This is a genomic window from Rhizobium sp. 007 (assembly GCF_015353075.1).
GTDB lineage: Bacteria > Pseudomonadota > Alphaproteobacteria > Rhizobiales > Rhizobiaceae > Rhizobium.
Genome location: NZ_CP064187.1, coordinates 2,949,857 through 2,967,293, shown reverse-complemented (window position 1 = coordinate 2,967,293; position 17,437 = coordinate 2,949,857). Strand labels below are relative to the sequence as shown.

12 protein-coding genes and 2 pseudogenes are annotated in these 17,437 nt (G+C 59.4%); 6 read left to right on the top strand and 8 right to left on the bottom strand.

Features of this window, described 5'->3' with window-relative positions; all coding sequences use genetic code 11:
- Positions 1–16 precede the first annotated feature (16 nt).
- The 3 genes from ISN39_RS14665 to ISN39_RS14655 all read left to right on the top strand — a co-directional run bounded on the left by ISN39_RS14665 (position 17) and on the right by ISN39_RS14655 (position 2,817).
- The gene (locus ISN39_RS14665; protein WP_194730219.1) at positions 17–370 is read left to right on the top strand and encodes an EF-hand domain-containing protein; all 354 of its coding nucleotides are present in this window, start codon (positions 17–19) and stop codon (positions 368–370) included.
- A gap of 308 nt (positions 371–678) precedes the next feature.
- Positions 679–1,635: a phosphate acetyltransferase gene (locus tag ISN39_RS14660; RefSeq protein WP_194728008.1), complete on the top strand. Its 957-nt coding sequence runs from the start codon at positions 679–681 to the stop codon at positions 1,633–1,635.
- Between the two features lie 3 nt (positions 1,636–1,638).
- Positions 1,639–2,817 carry an acetate/propionate family kinase gene (locus tag ISN39_RS14655; protein WP_194728007.1) on the top strand — a complete coding sequence of 393 codons (1,179 nt, stop codon included), beginning with the start codon at positions 1,639–1,641 and terminating at the stop codon, positions 2,815–2,817.
- 333 nt (positions 2,818–3,150) lie between these two features.
- On the opposite strand, the gene ISN39_RS14650 is transcribed toward ISN39_RS14655, so the two are convergent.
- The 5 genes and pseudogenes from ISN39_RS14650 to ISN39_RS14630 form a co-directional block, all read right to left on the bottom strand.
- Positions 3,151–4,470 carry a glucoamylase family protein gene (locus tag ISN39_RS14650; protein WP_194728006.1) on the bottom strand — a complete coding sequence of 440 codons (1,320 nt, stop codon included), beginning with the start codon at positions 4,468–4,470 and terminating at the stop codon, positions 3,151–3,153.
- Positions 4,471–4,475: 5 nt separating this feature from the next.
- The gene (locus tag ISN39_RS14645; RefSeq protein ID WP_194728005.1) at positions 4,476–8,369 is read right to left on the bottom strand and encodes a glycosyl transferase; all 3,894 of its coding nucleotides are present in this window, start codon (positions 8,367–8,369) and stop codon (positions 4,476–4,478) included.
- Between the two features lie 30 nt (positions 8,370–8,399).
- Entirely contained in the window at positions 8,400–10,865 is a 2,466-nt protein-coding gene (locus ISN39_RS14640; RefSeq protein ID WP_194728004.1) for a phosphoketolase family protein, read from the bottom strand.
- A gap of 415 nt (positions 10,866–11,280) precedes the next feature.
- On the bottom strand, positions 11,281–11,949 hold the full coding sequence (locus tag ISN39_RS14635) for a CBS domain-containing protein (RefSeq protein WP_194730218.1): 669 nt from the start codon (positions 11,947–11,949) through the stop codon (positions 11,281–11,283).
- 194 nt (positions 11,950–12,143) lie between these two features.
- Positions 12,144–12,539 (bottom strand): annotated as a pseudogene (locus ISN39_RS14630) (IS3 family transposase); the annotation flags it as partial.
- On the opposite strand from ISN39_RS14630, the gene ISN39_RS14625 reads away from it, so the two are divergent.
- Positions 12,530–14,542, top strand: a complete 2,013-nt coding sequence (locus tag ISN39_RS14625) for an adenylate/guanylate cyclase domain-containing protein (RefSeq protein WP_281438290.1) — start codon at positions 12,530–12,532, stop codon at positions 14,540–14,542. The pseudogene ISN39_RS14630 and the gene ISN39_RS14625 overlap by 10 nt on opposite strands.
- Before the next feature lie 231 nt (positions 14,543–14,773).
- On the opposite strand, the gene ISN39_RS14620 is transcribed toward ISN39_RS14625, so the two are convergent.
- The 3 genes from ISN39_RS14620 to ISN39_RS14610 form a co-directional block, all read right to left on the bottom strand.
- Complete coding sequence (locus tag ISN39_RS14620) at positions 14,774–15,133, bottom strand: hypothetical protein (RefSeq protein ID WP_194730216.1); 360 nt, start codon at positions 15,131–15,133, stop codon at positions 14,774–14,776.
- Between the two features lie 155 nt (positions 15,134–15,288).
- Positions 15,289–15,477 (bottom strand): helix-turn-helix domain-containing protein, encoded by a 189-nt coding sequence (locus ISN39_RS37645; protein ID WP_281438289.1) that lies wholly within the window; start codon positions 15,475–15,477, stop codon positions 15,289–15,291.
- 145 nt (positions 15,478–15,622) lie between these two features.
- Positions 15,623–16,123 (bottom strand): hypothetical protein, encoded by a 501-nt coding sequence (locus ISN39_RS14610; RefSeq protein ID WP_194728002.1) that lies wholly within the window; start codon positions 16,121–16,123, stop codon positions 15,623–15,625.
- Positions 16,124–16,461: 338 nt separating this feature from the next.
- Between ISN39_RS14610 and ISN39_RS14605 the strand changes: the two genes are divergently transcribed.
- Positions 16,462–16,758, top strand: a complete 297-nt coding sequence (locus ISN39_RS14605; RefSeq protein ID WP_194728001.1) for a hypothetical protein — start codon at positions 16,462–16,464, stop codon at positions 16,756–16,758.
- A 335-nt stretch (positions 16,759–17,093) separates the two neighbouring features.
- Positions 17,094–17,405: pseudogene (locus ISN39_RS14600) on the top strand (polyphosphate kinase 2); the annotation flags it as partial.
- Between the last annotated feature and the right edge of the window lie 32 nt (positions 17,406–17,437).

Here is a 17,437-nt window from a genome sequence, read left to right as displayed (position 1 = left end):
GCGAAAGGCCGGGATGATGAAAAGAGTAGCGCTACTGACAGGATTCGTCTTTTTCACCACCATGGCGGCTGTCGCGCAGAATCAACCGACGGCCATGAACCAAGGCCAAATGGATCGCCTCGACCGCGACAAGAACGGAGCGGTCGAGCGATCCGAATATCAGGCCTTCATGACGCAGGCCTTCGCGAGCATGGACAAGAACAGGGATGGAAGCCTGAATTCCGACGAAGTTTCCCGAGTTCTGACTGTCCAGCAATTCGGTGCCATCGACGCTAACGGCGACGGCAAGGCCAGCCGGAACGAGTTCCTGAACAGGGTGATGACGGACTTCAAGGCCGCCGATCGGGGCGGCGACGGGACCCTGCAGTAGCGCATCAAGGCAAGCGTGCATCGCTCGCTTCCGCGCGGTAGCGACGGCCGGATGCGCTTGTCCCGCTGAGAGTACCGGCAGGCTTCCCTAAGGCGGCCCTCACATAGCCTATCATGCCTCCTGAGGCTTGAGGAGGTGGCAATAGAGCATCCAGTCGCCCGGATTGTCGGCGCCTTATCTGGATGGTGCTGCGGCAGGTTCAGGCGCTCGACATCCAGCGCCCTGAAGGAATAGCCGTGCAATTGGATCGGGTGGGAGTGGTTCGAGGTGTTGATCAGATCGAAGATCGAAGCAGAGGGAGCTCGCCAGTGATCGACCTTTCCACATCCAAACCTGAGCAGTCAAAGTACGACGGGCTGATTTCCGCTGCGCGGGAGGTTGCGCCTGCCGTCACGATCGTGGCGCATCCCTGCGACGAGACGTCCTTGCGGGGCGCGCTTGAAGCCGCCGAGAACAGACTGATCGTACCTGTCCTGGTAGGCCCCGCCGCAAAAATTCAGGCGGTGGCCGCGGAGAACGGGCTTGATCTGAAAGACTACGAAATCGTCGACGTTCCACATAGCCACGCCGCTGCGGCGAAGGCTGTCGTCCTGCTACGAGAGGGAAAGGGCGTGCTCCTCATGAAGGGCAGCCTGCATACGGACGAACTGATGCGCGATGTTACGGCCTCCGCCACCGGCCTGCGCACAGAACGCCGCGTCAGCCATGTCTTCGTGATGGATGTGCCTGGCCACGCCGACACGCTCTTCATCACCGACGCGGCGATCAACATCTCTCCCGACCTTGATGTCAAACGTGACATCGTGCAAAACGCAATCGACCTCTGGACGACGGTCGGGCTCGGTCTGCCTCGTGTGGCGATCCTTTCCGCCGTCGAGACCGTGACGACAAAAATACCGTCGACCATCGAAGCCGCAGCGCTATGCAAGATGGCTGAACGCGGCCAGATCACCGGCGGCGTGCTCGATGGCCCGCTCGCATTCGACAATGCGATCAGCCCGGAGGCCGCTCGCATCAAAGGGCTCACGTCGCCCGTCGCTGGCCGGGCACAGATCCTCGTCGTGCCCGACCTTGAGGCGGGGAACATGCTGGCCAAGAACTTGACATTCCTCGCCCATGCGGATGCCGCGGGAATCGTGCTTGGCGCGCGTGTGCCCATCGTGCTGACCTCGCGTGCCGACTCGGTGCGCAGCCGTCTGGCTTCGTGCGCGGTCGCTACGCTCTCCGCCGCCGCCCGGCCGCGTGCGACACAAGTGGCGGCCTGAACCATGGACGCGATCCTTGTCGTCAACGCCGGCTCGTCAAGCCTGAAATTCCAGATCCTCGAGATCGCCGACACTGGCCCCAAACGCTGCATTCGCGGTCAGATCGATGGCATCGGAGTACGGCCTCGTCTAGCGGCGAGCGCCGCCGACGGAACGGTCCTGGTTGATCGCCGATATGCGCCAGAGGTAGTCGACCACCTGCCGGCGGCAATTGCTGAAACCCGTGCGTGGTTGCTGACCCTTAAGGGTTTCACGCTCCGCGCTACTGGTCATCGCGTCGTCCATGGCGGCCCTGACTATGCGAAACCGATCCTCATTGACCGCGACACGCTCGACAAGCTTGCGACTTTCCAGGAGCTTGCTCCGCTGCACCAGCCGAACAACCTCGCGCCGATCCGCCTGGCGATGGAAATCAATCCGGATGTGCCGCAGGTCGCCTGTTTCGACACCGCTTTCCATCGCGGCCACGCCCCACATACGGATTGCTACGCCTTGCCCTGGCACTACTACGAGCATGGAGTGCGTCGATACGGCTTTCATGGCCTGTCCTACGAATACATTGCCGAGCAGTTGGCCGAAGTCGCGCCCGGTATCGCCGGTGGACGCATCATCGTTGCCCATCTAGGCAGCGGCGCGTCTATGTGCGCGCTGAAGGCCGGACGCAGCCTCGAAACAACGATGGGATTCACGGCACTCGATGGCTTGCCGATGAGCACCCGGCCGGGCCAGATGGATCCCGGCGTCGTGCTGTATCTGCTCGACCACAGAGGCATGACTACGGGAGAGGTTACGGACCTTCTCTACAGGGCGTCCGGTCTGAAGGGACTGTCAGGCATTTCCGGCGACATGCGCGATCTTCTTGTCAGCGATGACCCACGTGCGGCATTCGCGATCGATCACTTCGTCCATCGCTGTGCGCTCAGCGCCGGCACGCTTGCCGCCGCGCTTGGAGGTCTCGACGCTTTCGTCTTTACGGCGGGCGTCGGGGAGAATTCGCCGCCAATCCGCGCCCGCATCGCCGAACGGCTTGCCTGGCTGGGAGCCGAACTCGATCCCGCGGCCAACGAGGCGGGCGCGGTGCTCATTTCCACTCCTGCGAGCCGCGTCGCGCTCTACGTCCTGCCGACGGATGAGGAACTGATGATCGCCCGCCACACGCTTGCACTCATAATGGCATCCTGAAACCCCTGTCTCACAGGAGAAGCAACCCAATGTGAGCACACGATCAACCCTTTCGGCCCAAGAAGCTGCGTCATTGATGACGGCACGGAAGCGTTGCCACCCCCTTTTTTCGTCGCCCACGACGGCGTGCCTGTTCACCGGGCAGGTGCTCTATGTGGACGGCAGCTATCATATTGTCGTCTGAGCATGCGGCGAACAAAGCAGCCGCCGGCACCCATCCCGCCAAGTTGAAGTACCCACCCCTCCTTCGCATCCCGGAAGATACCAATTGACAAAAAAGGCGGGAGTCGGCATCTGCGGGCGTAAGACGATAGAAGCCAAGCGGCATCCAACCTAAAGCCACCCCCCTGAAAATCCGGCGCGACGCAATCCGATCACCAGAGGCTTGCATCGACGCATGATGTTCCAGAGCAAACCGGTTCGGTAGTTTTCGATCATCAGCACCACCGGGCCTTGGTCAATGCCAAAGTGATAGGGACTCACCCACCATCCGGTCGGACTGTTTTCCACGGCATAGGTCTGGTTGAACGACGGTTTGAAACCGTAAAGGCGCGTCATGCCGAGCTTCATTCGCGCAAAGTTGAGGACTGTCGGCACGACGATCTCCGGCGCGAACGGCAGCGAGGCGACAACGGCCCATGGCGCGACGGTGCCATCGTCAGGTCCGAAGGGCGCGCCACGGGCGATGTAGTCGAAGAACTCCCGGTCGACGCCATTGATCGCCCGCTTACCCCAACCTGGTCCGTCGCAGGCGGTAAACCCCCAACAATATTCCCCGTAGCCCGCAAAACGCATTGGGTTGCGAATTGCATATTCCTGCTGCACGAATGATGCCTGCCGGCTGTTTTCAAAGTAGTCGCTGTGGTGCTGGCGCATGAACTCGTCACGAATGCCTCGAAAGTCTACCCACATGTGCGACAACTGGTGGGTAAAAAGCGGCCCCGAATAAAGCAATTCGCGACCATAGATGTTTCTCCATTCATAGCTCGCGGTGTAGGCGGCGTAACTCTCCGGAGGCAGTGGATGGGTTGGCGATCCCAACCCGAGAATATACAGCAGCAGACCCTCATCGTAACCGCGCCAACGATAGGGAATAAACCCGCTTTCCGGGTGCCAGCCATGCGTCAAAGTGGGGCCGCCATCGCAAGCCCACATCCAGTCGGCTCGCTCGTAAAGCGCCGTCGCAAGCTGGCGGATTTCTGCCTCATCGGCCGTATCGCCATCAAAATAGGTCGCTGCGGTCAGGGCTCCGGCGAACAGGAAAGCCGAATCGATGGTGGACAATTCGCATTGCCAGGCCCGGCGGCCCGTTTCGATGTCCAGAAAATGATAAAAAAAGCCCATGTACCCGGATGCATCGGGCTCTGGCCCCTGCGGGCATTCCATCAAAAACCGCATTCGCTTGCGGGTGATCTTTGCAGCGAATTCGCGGATGATTACCCCGCGCTCGACAACAACGGGGATTGTCGCCAGGGCCATGCCAATTGCCGCGATGCTTGCCGGGGCATTCGGTTCGGTTTTGTCGCGAACCAGACCGTTGTCCGGGTTCGTGCATTGGAGATAGTACAACAGTGTCGTAAATTGCAGCCGAGCGAGGTCCTGGTCCGTTGGGATGCGGTCGAGAGCAGCGTCCGTCGAGAGCGTTACGGGCATGGCCGCTAACCAACTATAATGTGGACGTCATGCGTACGTCCGTCTTCCACAAGCGGAACGGTTTCGTTCGCGACTGGTTCACCGTCCAGCGTGACGGAGTGCACGCCTCGGCCGATGCCCTTCGTGTTGTCGAATTGGATGCGGTAGGTCGCTGATCCATATTGGTATGCGATTTCATAGGCCGGCCAGCCCGCCGGAACGCACGGCTCGAACCGCAGAGACGGCCCTTGCTGGCGAAAGCCGAGGATCGCCTCGAGCGCGACGCGGTAGAACCAACTGGCCGATCCGGTGTACCAGGTCCATCCACCGCGCCCGGTGTGTGGGGGCGCGCCATAGATATCGGCGCTGACCGCATATGGTTCCACTTTGTAGCGTTCGACTTGACCTCTCGTCGCGCTATGACAAATCGGATTGATCAGGTTCCAAAGCTTTAAGGCGAGATCGCCGTCGCCCTGCAAAGCCGTCGCCCAGACAATCCAGGTTGCCGCATGCGTGTATTGGCCGCCATTTTCACGGATGCCGGGGACATAGCCCTTGATGTAGCCCGGCTGCAGCAAGCCTTCGTCAAAAGGCGGGTCGAAGAGTTTGATCAGCCCGTCCTCCTGGCGTACCAGCCGGTCGTAGACCGCACGCATCGCTTTTGAAGCTCGTCCAGCATCGGCTTTGCCCGAAATGACAGCCCAGGCCTGCGGGATGGCGTCGATCTGGCATTCGTCGTTCAGGGACGACCCGAGCGGCGTGCCATCGTCAAAATAGGCGCGGCGATACCAGCCACCGTCCCAGGCGTTGGCTTCAAGAGCTGTGCGCAAAGCTTCGGCCCGTTCACGGCACCAGCCGGCACGGCTTTGATCTCCCCGTGACGCTGAAATCGTGGCAAATGATTTGAGGACCGTGAGAAAGAACCAGCCGTTCCAGACGCTTTCTCCCCTGCCTTCCGCGCCGACCTTGTTCATGCCGTCGTTCCAGTCGCCTGTTCCCATCAGGGGAAGACCGTGACTGCCCAAGCGGTAACCACGCTCCAGCGCACGGACGCAGTGCTCATAGACGGTGCCGGACTGCTCGCTGGGCGCCGGCTGGTTGAAGTCTTCCTCCTGGTCGTCCTTCAGCAGCGGTGACGTGATGTAGGGCACCATCTCGTCAAGCAGTTGAAGGTCGCCTGTCGTGGACACGTAGTGGTGAACGACAAGCGGCAGGAAATACAAGTCGTCGGTGATCCGGGTGCGCACGCCGATGCCGGATGGAGGATGCCACCAGTGCTGGACGTCCCCCTCCTCAAATTGGCGTGCTGCCGATCGCAGGATGTGGGAGCGGGTCTCGTTCGGTGTACTATAGACCAGTGCCATCACGTCCTGAAGCTGATCCCTGAAACCGTAAGCACCGCCGGACTGATAATTGGACGTGCGCGCCCAGACGCGGCATGCCAGGACCTGGTACAGCAACCAGCGATTCATCATCAAGTTCAAGCCTGCGTCCGGCGTCGAGACCTGGATCGAGTTCAGAATGTTATCCCACTGGCGGGAGATCGCCGACAGGCTTGCGGCCGCGCGTTCGCGGTCGGTATACTCATGAACGAGCCTGCTGACTTCATCGGGGCCGGCAGCCTCTCCAAGTACAAAGACAACCTCCCTGCTTTCGCCGGGGGGCAGGGAGATATCCACCATCAACGCGGCGCAGGGATCCAGCAACGGGCCAAAACGTTCTGCCAGATTGGTTCGCCCCAACGCTAAGGGCTGAAAAACCGAACCGTATTTGCCCAGAAACTCCGTGCGGTCGGACGTTGCCGACCTCGTCGGCTGACTGGCGGCTGCAAAAGCCAGCTTCCCGGCAAAATCTCCGGCCCAGGGGTTCTTGGCCATGATTGCACCCGATCTGGCATCCCGCTCGCAGACGATCCGTGTTGCTGTCTCTTCGCGGTGGGTCCCAAGCACCCACTCGGCGAAATAGGTTGCGGTCACGTGCCGAGCTCGGGTGCCGTCGTTGCTAAGCCTGAGATGCATGATCTTGACCGGATCACTAGGCGGAACCGATACCGTCAGCTCCTGATTGAGATGGCGGCTGTGGCTTGCATACCGGCTGTAACCTTGGCCGTGACGAACAGTCACCACCGCACCGGGACCGAGAGGCAGCGGCGTCGGCGTCCAGACATCTCCGGTTTCCTCGTCGCGCAAATAAACGACCTCGCCCGGCGCATCCGTAACCGGATCGTTCGACCACGGCGTCAGCCGGTTCATCTGGCTGTTTTCCGACCAAGTGTAGCCAAGACCGGCTTCAGTCGTAAGACAGCCAAAGTCAGGGTTTGCGATCACGTTGGTCCAAGGCGCCGGCGGCAGCACGGGGGCTTGTGGTCTGATCGCGTCCACGAGCACGACATACTCGCGTCCGTCGGGTGTGAAGCCTCCGAATTCGTTCCAGTGCTGCAAATCCTCGACCGAGTAAGGACGGCGGGCCTTGGGTCGCTCGCTTACCCGTGCGGCTAAAGCCTGCGAAGGAGGTAACGGGACGGGGAAGGGCCGGTTGAGCTGATCGACAAGTTCGCCGCCGCTTCCCAGCAGGACTATGCGCGCCGCCGCAGCGATGGTCCTCAAGTGATCGCTTTCGGTATCGGGCTCGGAAAGGACAAAGATCCCGCCGGGCGTACCAATCACTTCGGCCTGCGGGCCAGATTGCAGCTCTTCGACTAGTCGCTTGGCGCTGGCTGCGCCGCCCTCGTCAAGCAGGACGAGGTCAAATCCCAAGCCTTTCCGACGAGCGAAGTCGTGGCCCATCATTACCTGACGAATGAGGGTATGATCCCTGTCGCCATTCGCGCGGACCAGCACGATCGGGAGGTCGCCGGAGATACCATGAGCCCACAAAGCCGCCCGATCCAATCGATCGCTCTCCAGCGCAGTCACTTGCCGCGTGGCCGGGTTCGCAAATACGACACTCCCGGCCAGCCGATTGAACAGCGAGACATCATCAGGCGTAAGGCTCAACGTCTGAAGCTCGCTTTGATACCTATCCGATGCTTCGGAGAACGCTCGTTCGGCCGCATCGATATTGGCGTATCTTTCGGCGATGAGCTGCACGGCTGGCTGGTCGTGCGCAGCGCCTGTGACGAAGGCGACGCGCGCTTCGGTGCCTGGGGTCAGATGAACCGTCCGTCGCAAACAGAAAATCGGGTCGAGGACCGGGCCGGTCGTCCCGGAAAGCGACCCACCCGCGTCGAATATCACGGGGCTGGCTGTCGTTCGGCCCCGGCCAAGAAATCTCAGCCGATCAGTTTCATATTGGACCTCTTGGGAAGGCGGCAGGTTCGATGAGGAAACGTGAACTGCCCAAGTGGCCTTTTCCGCAGCGGCACGGGGCCTGCGGCGCGCAAATAGGGCGCCTGTCGCCCCGTCGTACCGTGTTTCGACAAAAAGCTTGGCAAAACCCGGATGCGCCATGTCCGCACGACGATTGTTCAGGCAGACTTCGGCATAGCTTGTCAGTTCGAGGGTTCGCTCCCGCGCCCCATTATTCGTGACCGTGAGCATACGCACTTCCGCGTCCACATCGGGCGCGACACAGATTTTCCAGACGATTTCGATGTCACCGGCATGACAGCGGAACTCGGCCCTGTCTCCGTGAAAGGCGTGCTCGTAGACAATTGAAGGCCGAAATAATGGCTGCTTTCCGATGGACCAGAGGTCGTTCCCGGTTAGATCCCGAACGTAACAAAATTGGCCCCAGCAATCACGGCTGCTGTCCTCGCGCCACCGTGTAATGTCGAGGCCTTGCCACGTTCCATAACCCGCCCCGGCGGCTGTGACCAGGACACTGTACCGATCGTTGGAAAACAACGCGACCGCGGAGCCCGGATACGCCAACTCCGCGACGCTATTTTGTCGTGCTGCCTCGGGCGCTCTCGCTGCCACTGGAACCTCCGTTCGGTTAGATGCCGTCGCTCAAGCATTGTCCCCTTCAGTCGAGGTTCTAGTGCGGGCTCCTGACTTACCTTTCGCGCCCCACTTCCAGCCGCTTATTGCGGGCATGTCGTCGCCGTACTTCTCGATATATTGTCTATGTTCGACCAGCTTTTCGTGAATTGCCTGTTTGAAATAGGCCGCGCGTGCGCCGAGTTGCGGCAGCCGGTCGATTACGTCCTCGACCAGATGGAAGCGGTCCATATCATTCAGGACTACCATGTCGAACGGCGTCGTCGTCGTTCCCTCTTCCTTGTAGCCGCGGACGTGCAGATTGCCGTGATTGGTGCGGCGGTAGGTGAGCCGGTGGATAAGCCATGGATAGCCATGGAAAGCGAAGATGATCGGCTTGTTCTTGGTGAAGAGGGCATCAAAATCGCGATCCGGCAGCCCGTGCGGATGCTCGGATGGCGGCTGGAGCTTCATCAGGTTCACCACATTGATGACGCGGACTTTCAGCTCGGGCAGATGCTCCCGGATCAGCTCGACTGCCGCGAGTGTCTCGAGCGTTGGAACGTCGCCGCAACATGCCATCACGACGTCAGGTTCGGCACCTTTGTCGTTGCTCGCCCATTCCCAGATACCAAGGCCCTCATAGCAATGCTTGATGGCCTGATCCATTGTGAGCCACTGCGGGGCAGGCTGCTTGCCGGCGACAACGACGTTGATGTAGTTGCGGCTGCGCAGGCAGTGATCGGTTACCGAGAGAAGTGTATTGGCATCCGGCGGCAGATATATCCGCACGACGTCTGCCTTCTTGTTGACCACGTGATCGATGAACCCCGGGTCTTGATGGCTGAAGCCATTGTGGTCTTGCCGCCAGACATGGGAGCTCAGGAAGTAGTTAAGCGAGGCGATCGGTCGCCGCCATGGAATGTGATTGCACACCTTCAGCCATTTGGCGTGCTGGTTGAACATGGAATCGATGATGTGGATGAAGGCTTCATAGCAGGAAAAGAAGCCATGCCGGCCGGTTACCAGGTAGCCTTCCAGCCAGCCCTGGCATTGATGCTCGCTGAGCACCTCCATCACCCGACCGTCCGGCGCCAGATGATCATCATCCGGATAGATATCCGCCATGTAGCAGCGGTTGGTGACTTCCAGCACATCCTGCCAGCGATTCGAGTTGTTTTCATCAGGACTGAACAGGCGGAAGTTCTTGCTCTCCATGTTCATCTTCATGATATCACGAAGAAACGCGCCCATCGTCCGCGCAGACTCGGCGATGGTTGCCCCAGGGCGCGGCACGGAGACCGCGTAATCCTGGAAGTCGGGCATCTTCAGGTCTCGCAGCAGCAAGCCGCCGTTGGCATGCGGGTTGTCGCTCATTCGGCGATGCCCCGCAGGAGCAAGCGCTGCCAGCTCCGGTTTGAACCGGCCACCGTCGTCAAACAGTTCTTCGGGGCGGTAGCTCTTCATCCATCCTTCGAGAATACGGATGTGCTCCGGCTTGTCCATGTCGCCCATCGGCACCTGGTGCGACCGCCAGTAGCCCTCGGATTTCTTGCCGTCTATCTTAGGCGGGCAGGTCCAGCCCTTGGGTGTGCGGAAAACGATCATCGGCCACATGGGACGTTTCACATTGCCCCTGTCGCGGGCATCTGCCCAGATTTCCTGGATATCCGCCATTGCGGTATCGAGTGCGCCGGCTAATTGTTGGTGCACGTACGTGGGGTCTTCACCCTCGACGAAATACGGCGTGTAGCCCATGCCTTCGAAAAATTTCCGCAGCTCGTCGCGGGGAATGCGGGCTAGGAAGCACGGATTGGCGATCTTGTAGCCGTTTAAGTGCAGGATAGGCAGCACGCAGCCGTCGCGAGCAGGATTTAGGAACTTGTTGCTTTGCCAGCCTGTTGCAAGCGGCCCCGTTTCGGCTTCTCCGTCGCCGACAACGCAGGCGACGATCAGATCCGGGTTATCGAACGCCGCCCCGTAGGCGTGGCTGAGGGCGTAGCCCAGTTCGCCGCCCTCGTGGATGCTGCCGGGTGTTTCCGGAGCAACGTGGCTCGGGATGCCGCCAGGGAAGCTGAACTGTTTGAACAGCCTCCTCATGCCCTCCGCGTCTTGGCCAATATTGGGATAAACTTCGCTGTAGGTGCCTTCTAGGTAGGCGTGTGCGACCAACGATGGTCCGCCATGTCCCGGCCCGATGACGTAGATCATGTTGAGATCGTCGCGTTTGATAACGCGATTGAGGTGGGCGTAGAGCATGTTCAAACCTGGCGACGTGCCCCAGTGACCAAGCAGCCTTGGCTTTATGTGCTCGCGCTTTAACGGTTCTTTCAGAAGTGGATTGTCGAGAAGATAGATCTGCCCCACGGACAGATAGTTCGATGCGCGCCAATAGGCGTCCATCGACTGCAATTCTTTCGCCGAAAGGGGGTCGCCCGTTGCTATTTTCTCGTTTCTGGCGACCTTTGCTTTTCCTGCCGTCTTAAGCGAAACCATGGGTGCCTCCTCCTCTGAGCCCAGATTGCTGCGCTAAGATCCCAAGTTGAGAATCGTCGAATTTGCTACATGCCCGCGATTCGAGCGAGCGTTGCATGGCTTAGCGGAGGGATGCTGGGGGCAGGGCACAGTCTGCAATGCGATCGGTATTGATGGTCTGCCGCATGCGGCTCATTTTCAGTTGAGACGCTGGCCGGCCCTCATTCAAGGCCGGTGACCGTCATCCATACCTCTGACTCAGGTATGTATAGCCCTGCCGTCAAGTCCATTCTTCGTGCCAAGCTAGTAATATGCGAATGATCTAATATTCGCACAAAAAGCATCCGAAGCACAGTTAAATTCGAAAGCACCGGAGATGTGATCCGAGACGGAAGGTATTGGCGGCGAACTGGTGGCGCAGATCCCATTCTGCCTGTCACGGACCGTCTTCGGGAAAATGCTCAACCACTCCTCTCACGCCGCGGACACTCTCGGCCGCTACACGCGCTGCCTTCCTGCACTCTGCTGTATCAACGTTTCCCCATAGGTGAGCGACACCGTCGATGACGGTCACGGTCATGTCTTTTCCTTCGAGGCCCGTATTTTCGCTGAGGCGGATCGAAATGCTGCGACGGATGGCCTCGTCACCCGGCGCGGTTTCATCGTGGTGCGCCGTAACAATTGCTTTCAGAAGGTCCGCACGACTGACGATGCCGATCAACGCGCCGCCTTTCATAACCGGAATGCGCTTGACGCCATGCTCTTGCATCAACCCAGAGACGCTCACCAGAGACGCGTCCTCTTCCACGACGACCGGGTTGCGGCTCATTACGTCGGCCACCCTCCAAGCATTGCTTTTAACGTAAGCCTTGGCTCTCTCCTCGGCGGAAATGACCTCGTCCCCAAGGTCGGCAATGGCTCCCCGGCCCAACTCGGTTCTCCGTAACAGATCGCCCTCGCTGATGATCCCGACGAGCTGACCGGCATCGTCAATAACTGGAACACCACTGACGTGATTGGCGAGCATGATCTCGGCGGCTCGCCGAACACTGTTGTCCGGCGATACTCCGACAACCTTCGTGATCATTACGTCTTTAACCAGCATCTCTGCACCACCTTCCCCCGTGGGCACCGAAGAGCGGACAAAATAAACCTGTTGCGAGCCTTCGACAACTGATTCACCTGCGTCGCAGCGCCAGCGCGTCAGGCTCCGTCCACGTCCACTCGCCATCTTCACCGCACTCCAAGAGTGAAATCAGATGTATGTCGAGTTCGTTCGAGGTGAACCCGTCTCGTGGTGGAGACGATCATGGCGGGCTTGCCACGCGGCTCGATCAGCGTTGTCAGCTTGCGAGCAGCACGACGGCCGGAGATCGAGGTGTCGGGGATTGCTGCCAGGCATTCACGCGTCACGTCATCGCCGACATTGAGGACGCGAAAGCGTCTGCCGCAGGCAAACTGGTCATGCACGAAGTCCAGCGATCAGCGGCATTGGGCCTCGCTTCGATCACGATCGGTGCACGCGTGCCGACAGGACGGCGTCTGGCTTTCCGAGTGCGATCGGAAAGCCCTTCCTCTCGATACAGCCGGTAGATGCGATTGACCCGGACGGTTCTCCGTCCGCCGAGCAATATGAAACCGTCTATCACCGAAGCGTCGCCGCTCATCGGCCAACTCGCGTAGCTTTGCTCGCAGCGATGCTGGTTCCGATTCGCGATAGCAGTGGTATTGTATGGCTGAGCACGAGAGGGCATGCAATGCAGACCCAATGGAGCATGATCAAAGGCACCCCCGCCACCTGGGCTGTGCCGCTGCGATTGCATCTGAGCGTGATAATCTTAGCGCTATTGGCTTGCACCTCGCTTCCGCTCATATGGATTACTTACACGCAGGGCAAATTTGCGGCCCTGTCGACCGGCGAAGCCCAAATGCGTCAGCTTGGGCTTCGGGCGATCGAGGATTATCGCAACGTCTTCCACGGTGGATACTCAGCGGTTGTTACCGCATCGGCCGTTTCCGAGATGCTGACCGCACCTCCCAATGACGTGCAAGCCAAGCAAAACTTTTTATTAAAACTCTTGCAGTCTTCCTTTCGCGTCGATGGTGTATATGCAGGATATGCCGATGGTGGCTTCATTCAAGCGGTCGACGTGGCGACCAATCCCGAAACGCGCGCCAGCTTGAGAGCACCACCAGAGGCCGCATACGCCATGCGGGTCGTCAGCACGGTCTACGGTGCCTCCAGCACTACCTGGGCCTTCTATGACACGGAAATGCGTCTGCTGGTTCGCCGCGCCGATCGTGATGACCTCTTCGACCCACGCATTCGGCCCTGGTACCTTGCGGCGGTTGGCGAGGGCGAGACAGTGTCTGTCGGACCCTACGTCTCGGCATCGACTCATTTCTTGACCATGACAATTGCGACACCCGCGGGACCTAACCATCGCGTGGTGATCGGCGCGGACGTAATGTTGGTGACGCTCGGAGAGCTTATCGACGTGAGCGCGCTTTCGGAACATGCCCGTGGATATGTCTTTGATCAAGAAGGTGATTTGATCGTCCACTCCGACAAGACTCTCATGAGTGAAGTCAGGAGTCGGCTTCGCCGCGGCCGAGAAGTGTCTACGGCAGAGCTGGCGCAGGCAGATCCAGCACTTCCGGCAGTCACGAACCTGCTCACGGCAGGCGGCAATATGGGGTCAGGTACAGTTGTCCATTTTCAGGTAAAGGGACGTGACCACCTGGCACAGATTTTTCGCGAAGCAGTCGCCGATCTTAGCAGCGTATATACGGTCGTCATAGCCGCGCCGCTTGAAGAGCTTGTCGCGCCGGTCGAACAGAGACTGAAGCGCAATCTGGCGATCGCCGCTGCCTGTCTTGCCTTAGGCATCCTAACGGCAATCGTCATCTCCCGGCTGGTCAGTCGATCGCTATATCTGCTCGCCGACGAAGCAGCGCATATGGGTAAGCTTGAATTCGGCGAAAGCGGCGTTTCCCATTCCTGGATTTCGGAGGTCAACGCCCTCGCGAAGGCATTGAGTTCTGCGCGCCATGCCATCAGGACGTTTTCGGTTTATGTGCCCCGAGAACTCGTGCGGAGAATTGTCATTGCGGGCCAAGCGGCCGTTGGCGCTGCCGTCCGGCAGGACATTACCGTGCTTTTCACAGACATACGCGACTTCACCACCATTTCCGAAGAGAACTCACCTGAGGAGGTCGTGGCCCTGCTCTCGGGCTATTTTGAAGCCCTCAACGAGATTGTCGAGCGTCACGGCGGCACCATCGTGCAATATTTGGGGGATGGCGTCCTTGCAATGTGGAACGCTCCCTTGCACGACCTCCATCATGTCGAAAATGCTTGCTCCTGTGCCCTTGCGATGAAGGCTGCGATCGACGCCATGAACGCCGCAAACAATGCGGATGGGCGGCCTGTCCTCATCACACGCTTCGGCCTTCACACCGGCCAAGCCGTGGTGGGCAGTGTTGGTGCAGAAACACGCCGGCAATATACCGCCATCGGAGATACCGTAAACATCGCTTCACGTCTCGAGGGCCTCAACCGACAGTATGGGACCACTATCCTCGTCAGCGGCGCGGTCCGCGATGCAGTTGGCGAGACGTTTGAACTCGTTGCTGTCGGAATTGTCAGCGTCAAAGGACGAACGGGCCAGACGGAACTCTTCGAGCTTAGAGCTTAAGAACCTGCTCAAGCCAGCTCTTCGCATCAACTCGCCGAAGATGGGTTTCTGGCCTTTGTGGTCCAGCGAACTGTTTTTAACGCCCGGACGGCTGATACTGCTCCAACCACCGAAACTTGAATTCCTCAAAGAAGATGCCTTCTGTGCTGCCCAGAAGGGCTACGCTTCCGTATGATGCTGTCGACGGGCACAGCATCTTCGCAGCAGGGTGTTCGATGTCCCGAGCTGCGACTACCGCTTCAGGTCCCACGCTTGGCCAGATGCGCGGAGTTCTTCAAGTGTCTTGCCTACGCAACTGCCGGCCTCCTCGCCACCAGTCGCCTTTGCCTGGCCGTCCAATGTGACATTACCGGCGATTCGATCCGATGCCACATAGGTTGCCACACCATCTGGCGAGACCCTCGAGACATAGAAGGCGTGATAGGTGTCCTTGTACTTGCAATGGATGACCATCGGAAACTGAGCGAAAGGACTATCTTCGGCGCGAACTTCGGTGGCATTAGAAAGTGGAAGCCATGCGCAGGCACCGGCGACCACTGCGACGATCAATTTCAGCGATCCATTTGACCCGCGGCGGGATGCGTATGTCATAATCAAATCCCCTGTGTGCGATTCAGATGAATTTCCAAAAAAAGCGCCGACGGCCATTTGTCCTTGGCCGAAGCCGTCCAGATTCGAGATCTCGCCTGCTTCGACCGCTAGTTCGTTGGGGCCATGAGCGTGTTCGGGTCCAGCAATCGAACCGATCACTGCAGTTTGCCGTTAAGGCGAATGATGCGTCTTTCGCGTAGCTTGGTCAAGGAGCGTGCGACGGTTTCGATTATGAGGCCAAGATAGTGGGCGATGTCACTGCGTGACATCGCCATGTCAAATTCAGGTTCTCCGGCATGACGTTCTGCAATCTCCCGGACGAAGGCTGCAAACGCGTTTTTCAATGCGCTTTGAGGTCGCCACTCAAATCGACAAGGACATGGCAACGGATCGCGAAATCAGCGGCGCGGAGCCTGCCGATAGCTGCGCTGCAAGTGCCTGATCGTATGCCACCTTCGCCAGGGAGTATTCCGCCCCGGTATACGGCCTTTACTTTCCTCGCGTGGGCTCAATGGCGAGGCCCAAGGCTCGCAGTCCGCTGAAGAACCTCTCCTGGTCTTCCGGCCGTTGCAGGCGTAGGGAGACCTCCCGGCGGATATTGTTCATCATTTCAGGTGCGTGGACATCCAGCCAAACCTTTTCCTGCTTGGCCTCGGCCGTTTTCCCGACCGCGCCAAGGATCGACAGGAGCACGAGGCGATGCATGGGATTATCTTGCAGATCAGACATGCGGGACCACAGTTCTGCGGCCTGAATATCGTTCCTCATGAGGGCGCACAATGCCATGCCGACTTCGTAATATCCCTTGGGGCCGGCGTTCTTGTTGACGGCGCTGGAAACCAGCTCGCAGCCCGATTGCCACCTTCCGGACATTGCTAGCCGCAAGCCGTACTCACCTGCGACTTCTGTGTCGTTGGGGTTCGTGGCATAGGCGGCGGCGCCGGCTTGCAAGGCTTTATCGATCTCATCCTTGAAGAAGCTCACCAGCATGAGGGCCTGGAGGACGCGTGCATTGTTGGGGGCAAGGGCTGCCGCCCGCTCTGCGGCGCTGGCTGCAAGTTCGAGCGGCTGAACCGTGGACGATACGCCCAGCTTATAGCGGAATCTCATCTCATCCAGATAGGTCAGAGACAGAAGCGCCCAAGACGTGGCGCTCTTGGGAAATCGCTGCGTTGCTCGTTCCAGGCAATCGCGTGCCGTGTTGTGACTCTGAGCGTTCATCGACCGGTGATAGCTGTAGTAGGCCAGGGTACAGGCATGGGCGTCCCAACCTCCGCCCTGGGGCTGGCGAGCGATCGTATCGGCGTCGGTTTGGAAAATGGCGCCATATGGCTCTCAGCGACGGCGCCGGCGATCTGCTGTCCGACGTCGGCCTGAATCGCAAGTTTGCTCTGAGCCTTAAGATTCGCATCATAGCTGTTGGCCCAGATCACGGCGCCATCGAATTGACGCACCAGTCGGGCGACGGAACGCAGCCTGTCTCCATCAAGTTGGACATTGCCCTGCAGCGTGTAGCTGGCCGCGGCGGCATGATCGGTTCTCAATGGATCAGAGACGACGACGATGTCATCGAACTTCGCGAGCTGTCTGATAATTTCGTCCCTCAAGCCGTGCGCGATGTCTGAGATCGCAACCGATGCACCAGTGTCCGCGAAAACTCCTACGACAACTCAAGGGTGAGATGCTTCCGCTGGCGATGCCCCGGAAAGGGGGCTCGCGAAGCGGGCGCGAGAGCGATGTAGAGAAAAGCTGCGACGATCACCAGAACGGTCCCGAGGACTAGCGCCGTCAGGAATAACAAACGACGAGAGCCGGGAACTACGCGCTCATGGCTGGTGGGTTCGACGCCTTCGGCAACATCGGGTCCTTGTCCTGGTGTTGCCGGCAATCGCAAGCCATGAGCGTATTCGAAGTGCGGCACGTATCCGCCCTTGGGCACCGTGATTATTACCTCGTCAGCCGGATCGATGACCCGGTCAGGCAGTGGAAGCTCAGTCCCATGGATGTCGAGTCCTATCAGCGCTGGTGGGACTACACGCGTGCCTATGACGAGATGCTGCGAATGACGGACAGCAATCACGCGCCGTGGTGGATCGTACCTTCCGACGACAAGGAGCGCGCCCGGATAAACTGCATCTCACATATCCTGCAGTCGATCCCCTACGAGCGCGTGAAGTTTGGGGCACCGGATCTCGGCAAACGGCAAAAGCGGCCGTCGGACTATATCGAGGACCACAGTATCCGGCACGTCGTGCCCGACATGACACTATAAACGGGCGCGAACCGGGAATGCGGAGGACGGAA

Bases quoted from the DNA above. Each gene is read 5' to 3' on its own strand.
- ISN39_RS14665 (WP_194730219.1), top strand. From the start codon at position 17: ATGAAAAGAGTAGCGCTACTGACAGGATTCGTCTTTTTCACCACCATG.
- ISN39_RS14655 (WP_194728007.1), top strand. From the start codon at position 1,639: ATGGACGCGATCCTTGTCGTCAACGCCGGCTCGTCAAGCCTGAAATTC.
- ISN39_RS14650 (WP_194728006.1), bottom strand. From the start codon at position 4,470: ATGCCCGTAACGCTCTCGACGGACGCTGCTCTCGACCGCATCCCAACG.
- ISN39_RS14640 (WP_194728004.1), bottom strand. From the start codon at position 10,865: ATGGTTTCGCTTAAGACGGCAGGAAAAGCAAAGGTCGCCAGAAACGAG.
- ISN39_RS14635 (WP_194730218.1), bottom strand. From the start codon at position 11,949: ATGCTGGTTAAAGACGTAATGATCACGAAGGTTGTCGGAGTATCGCCG.
- ISN39_RS14620 (WP_194730216.1), bottom strand. From the start codon at position 15,133: ATGACATACGCATCCCGCCGCGGGTCAAATGGATCGCTGAAATTGATC.
- ISN39_RS14610 (WP_194728002.1), bottom strand. From the start codon at position 16,123: ATGCTGGTGAGCTTCTTCAAGGATGAGATCGATAAAGCCTTGCAAGCC.
- ISN39_RS14605 (WP_194728001.1), top strand. From the start codon at position 16,462: ATGGCTCTCAGCGACGGCGCCGGCGATCTGCTGTCCGACGTCGGCCTG.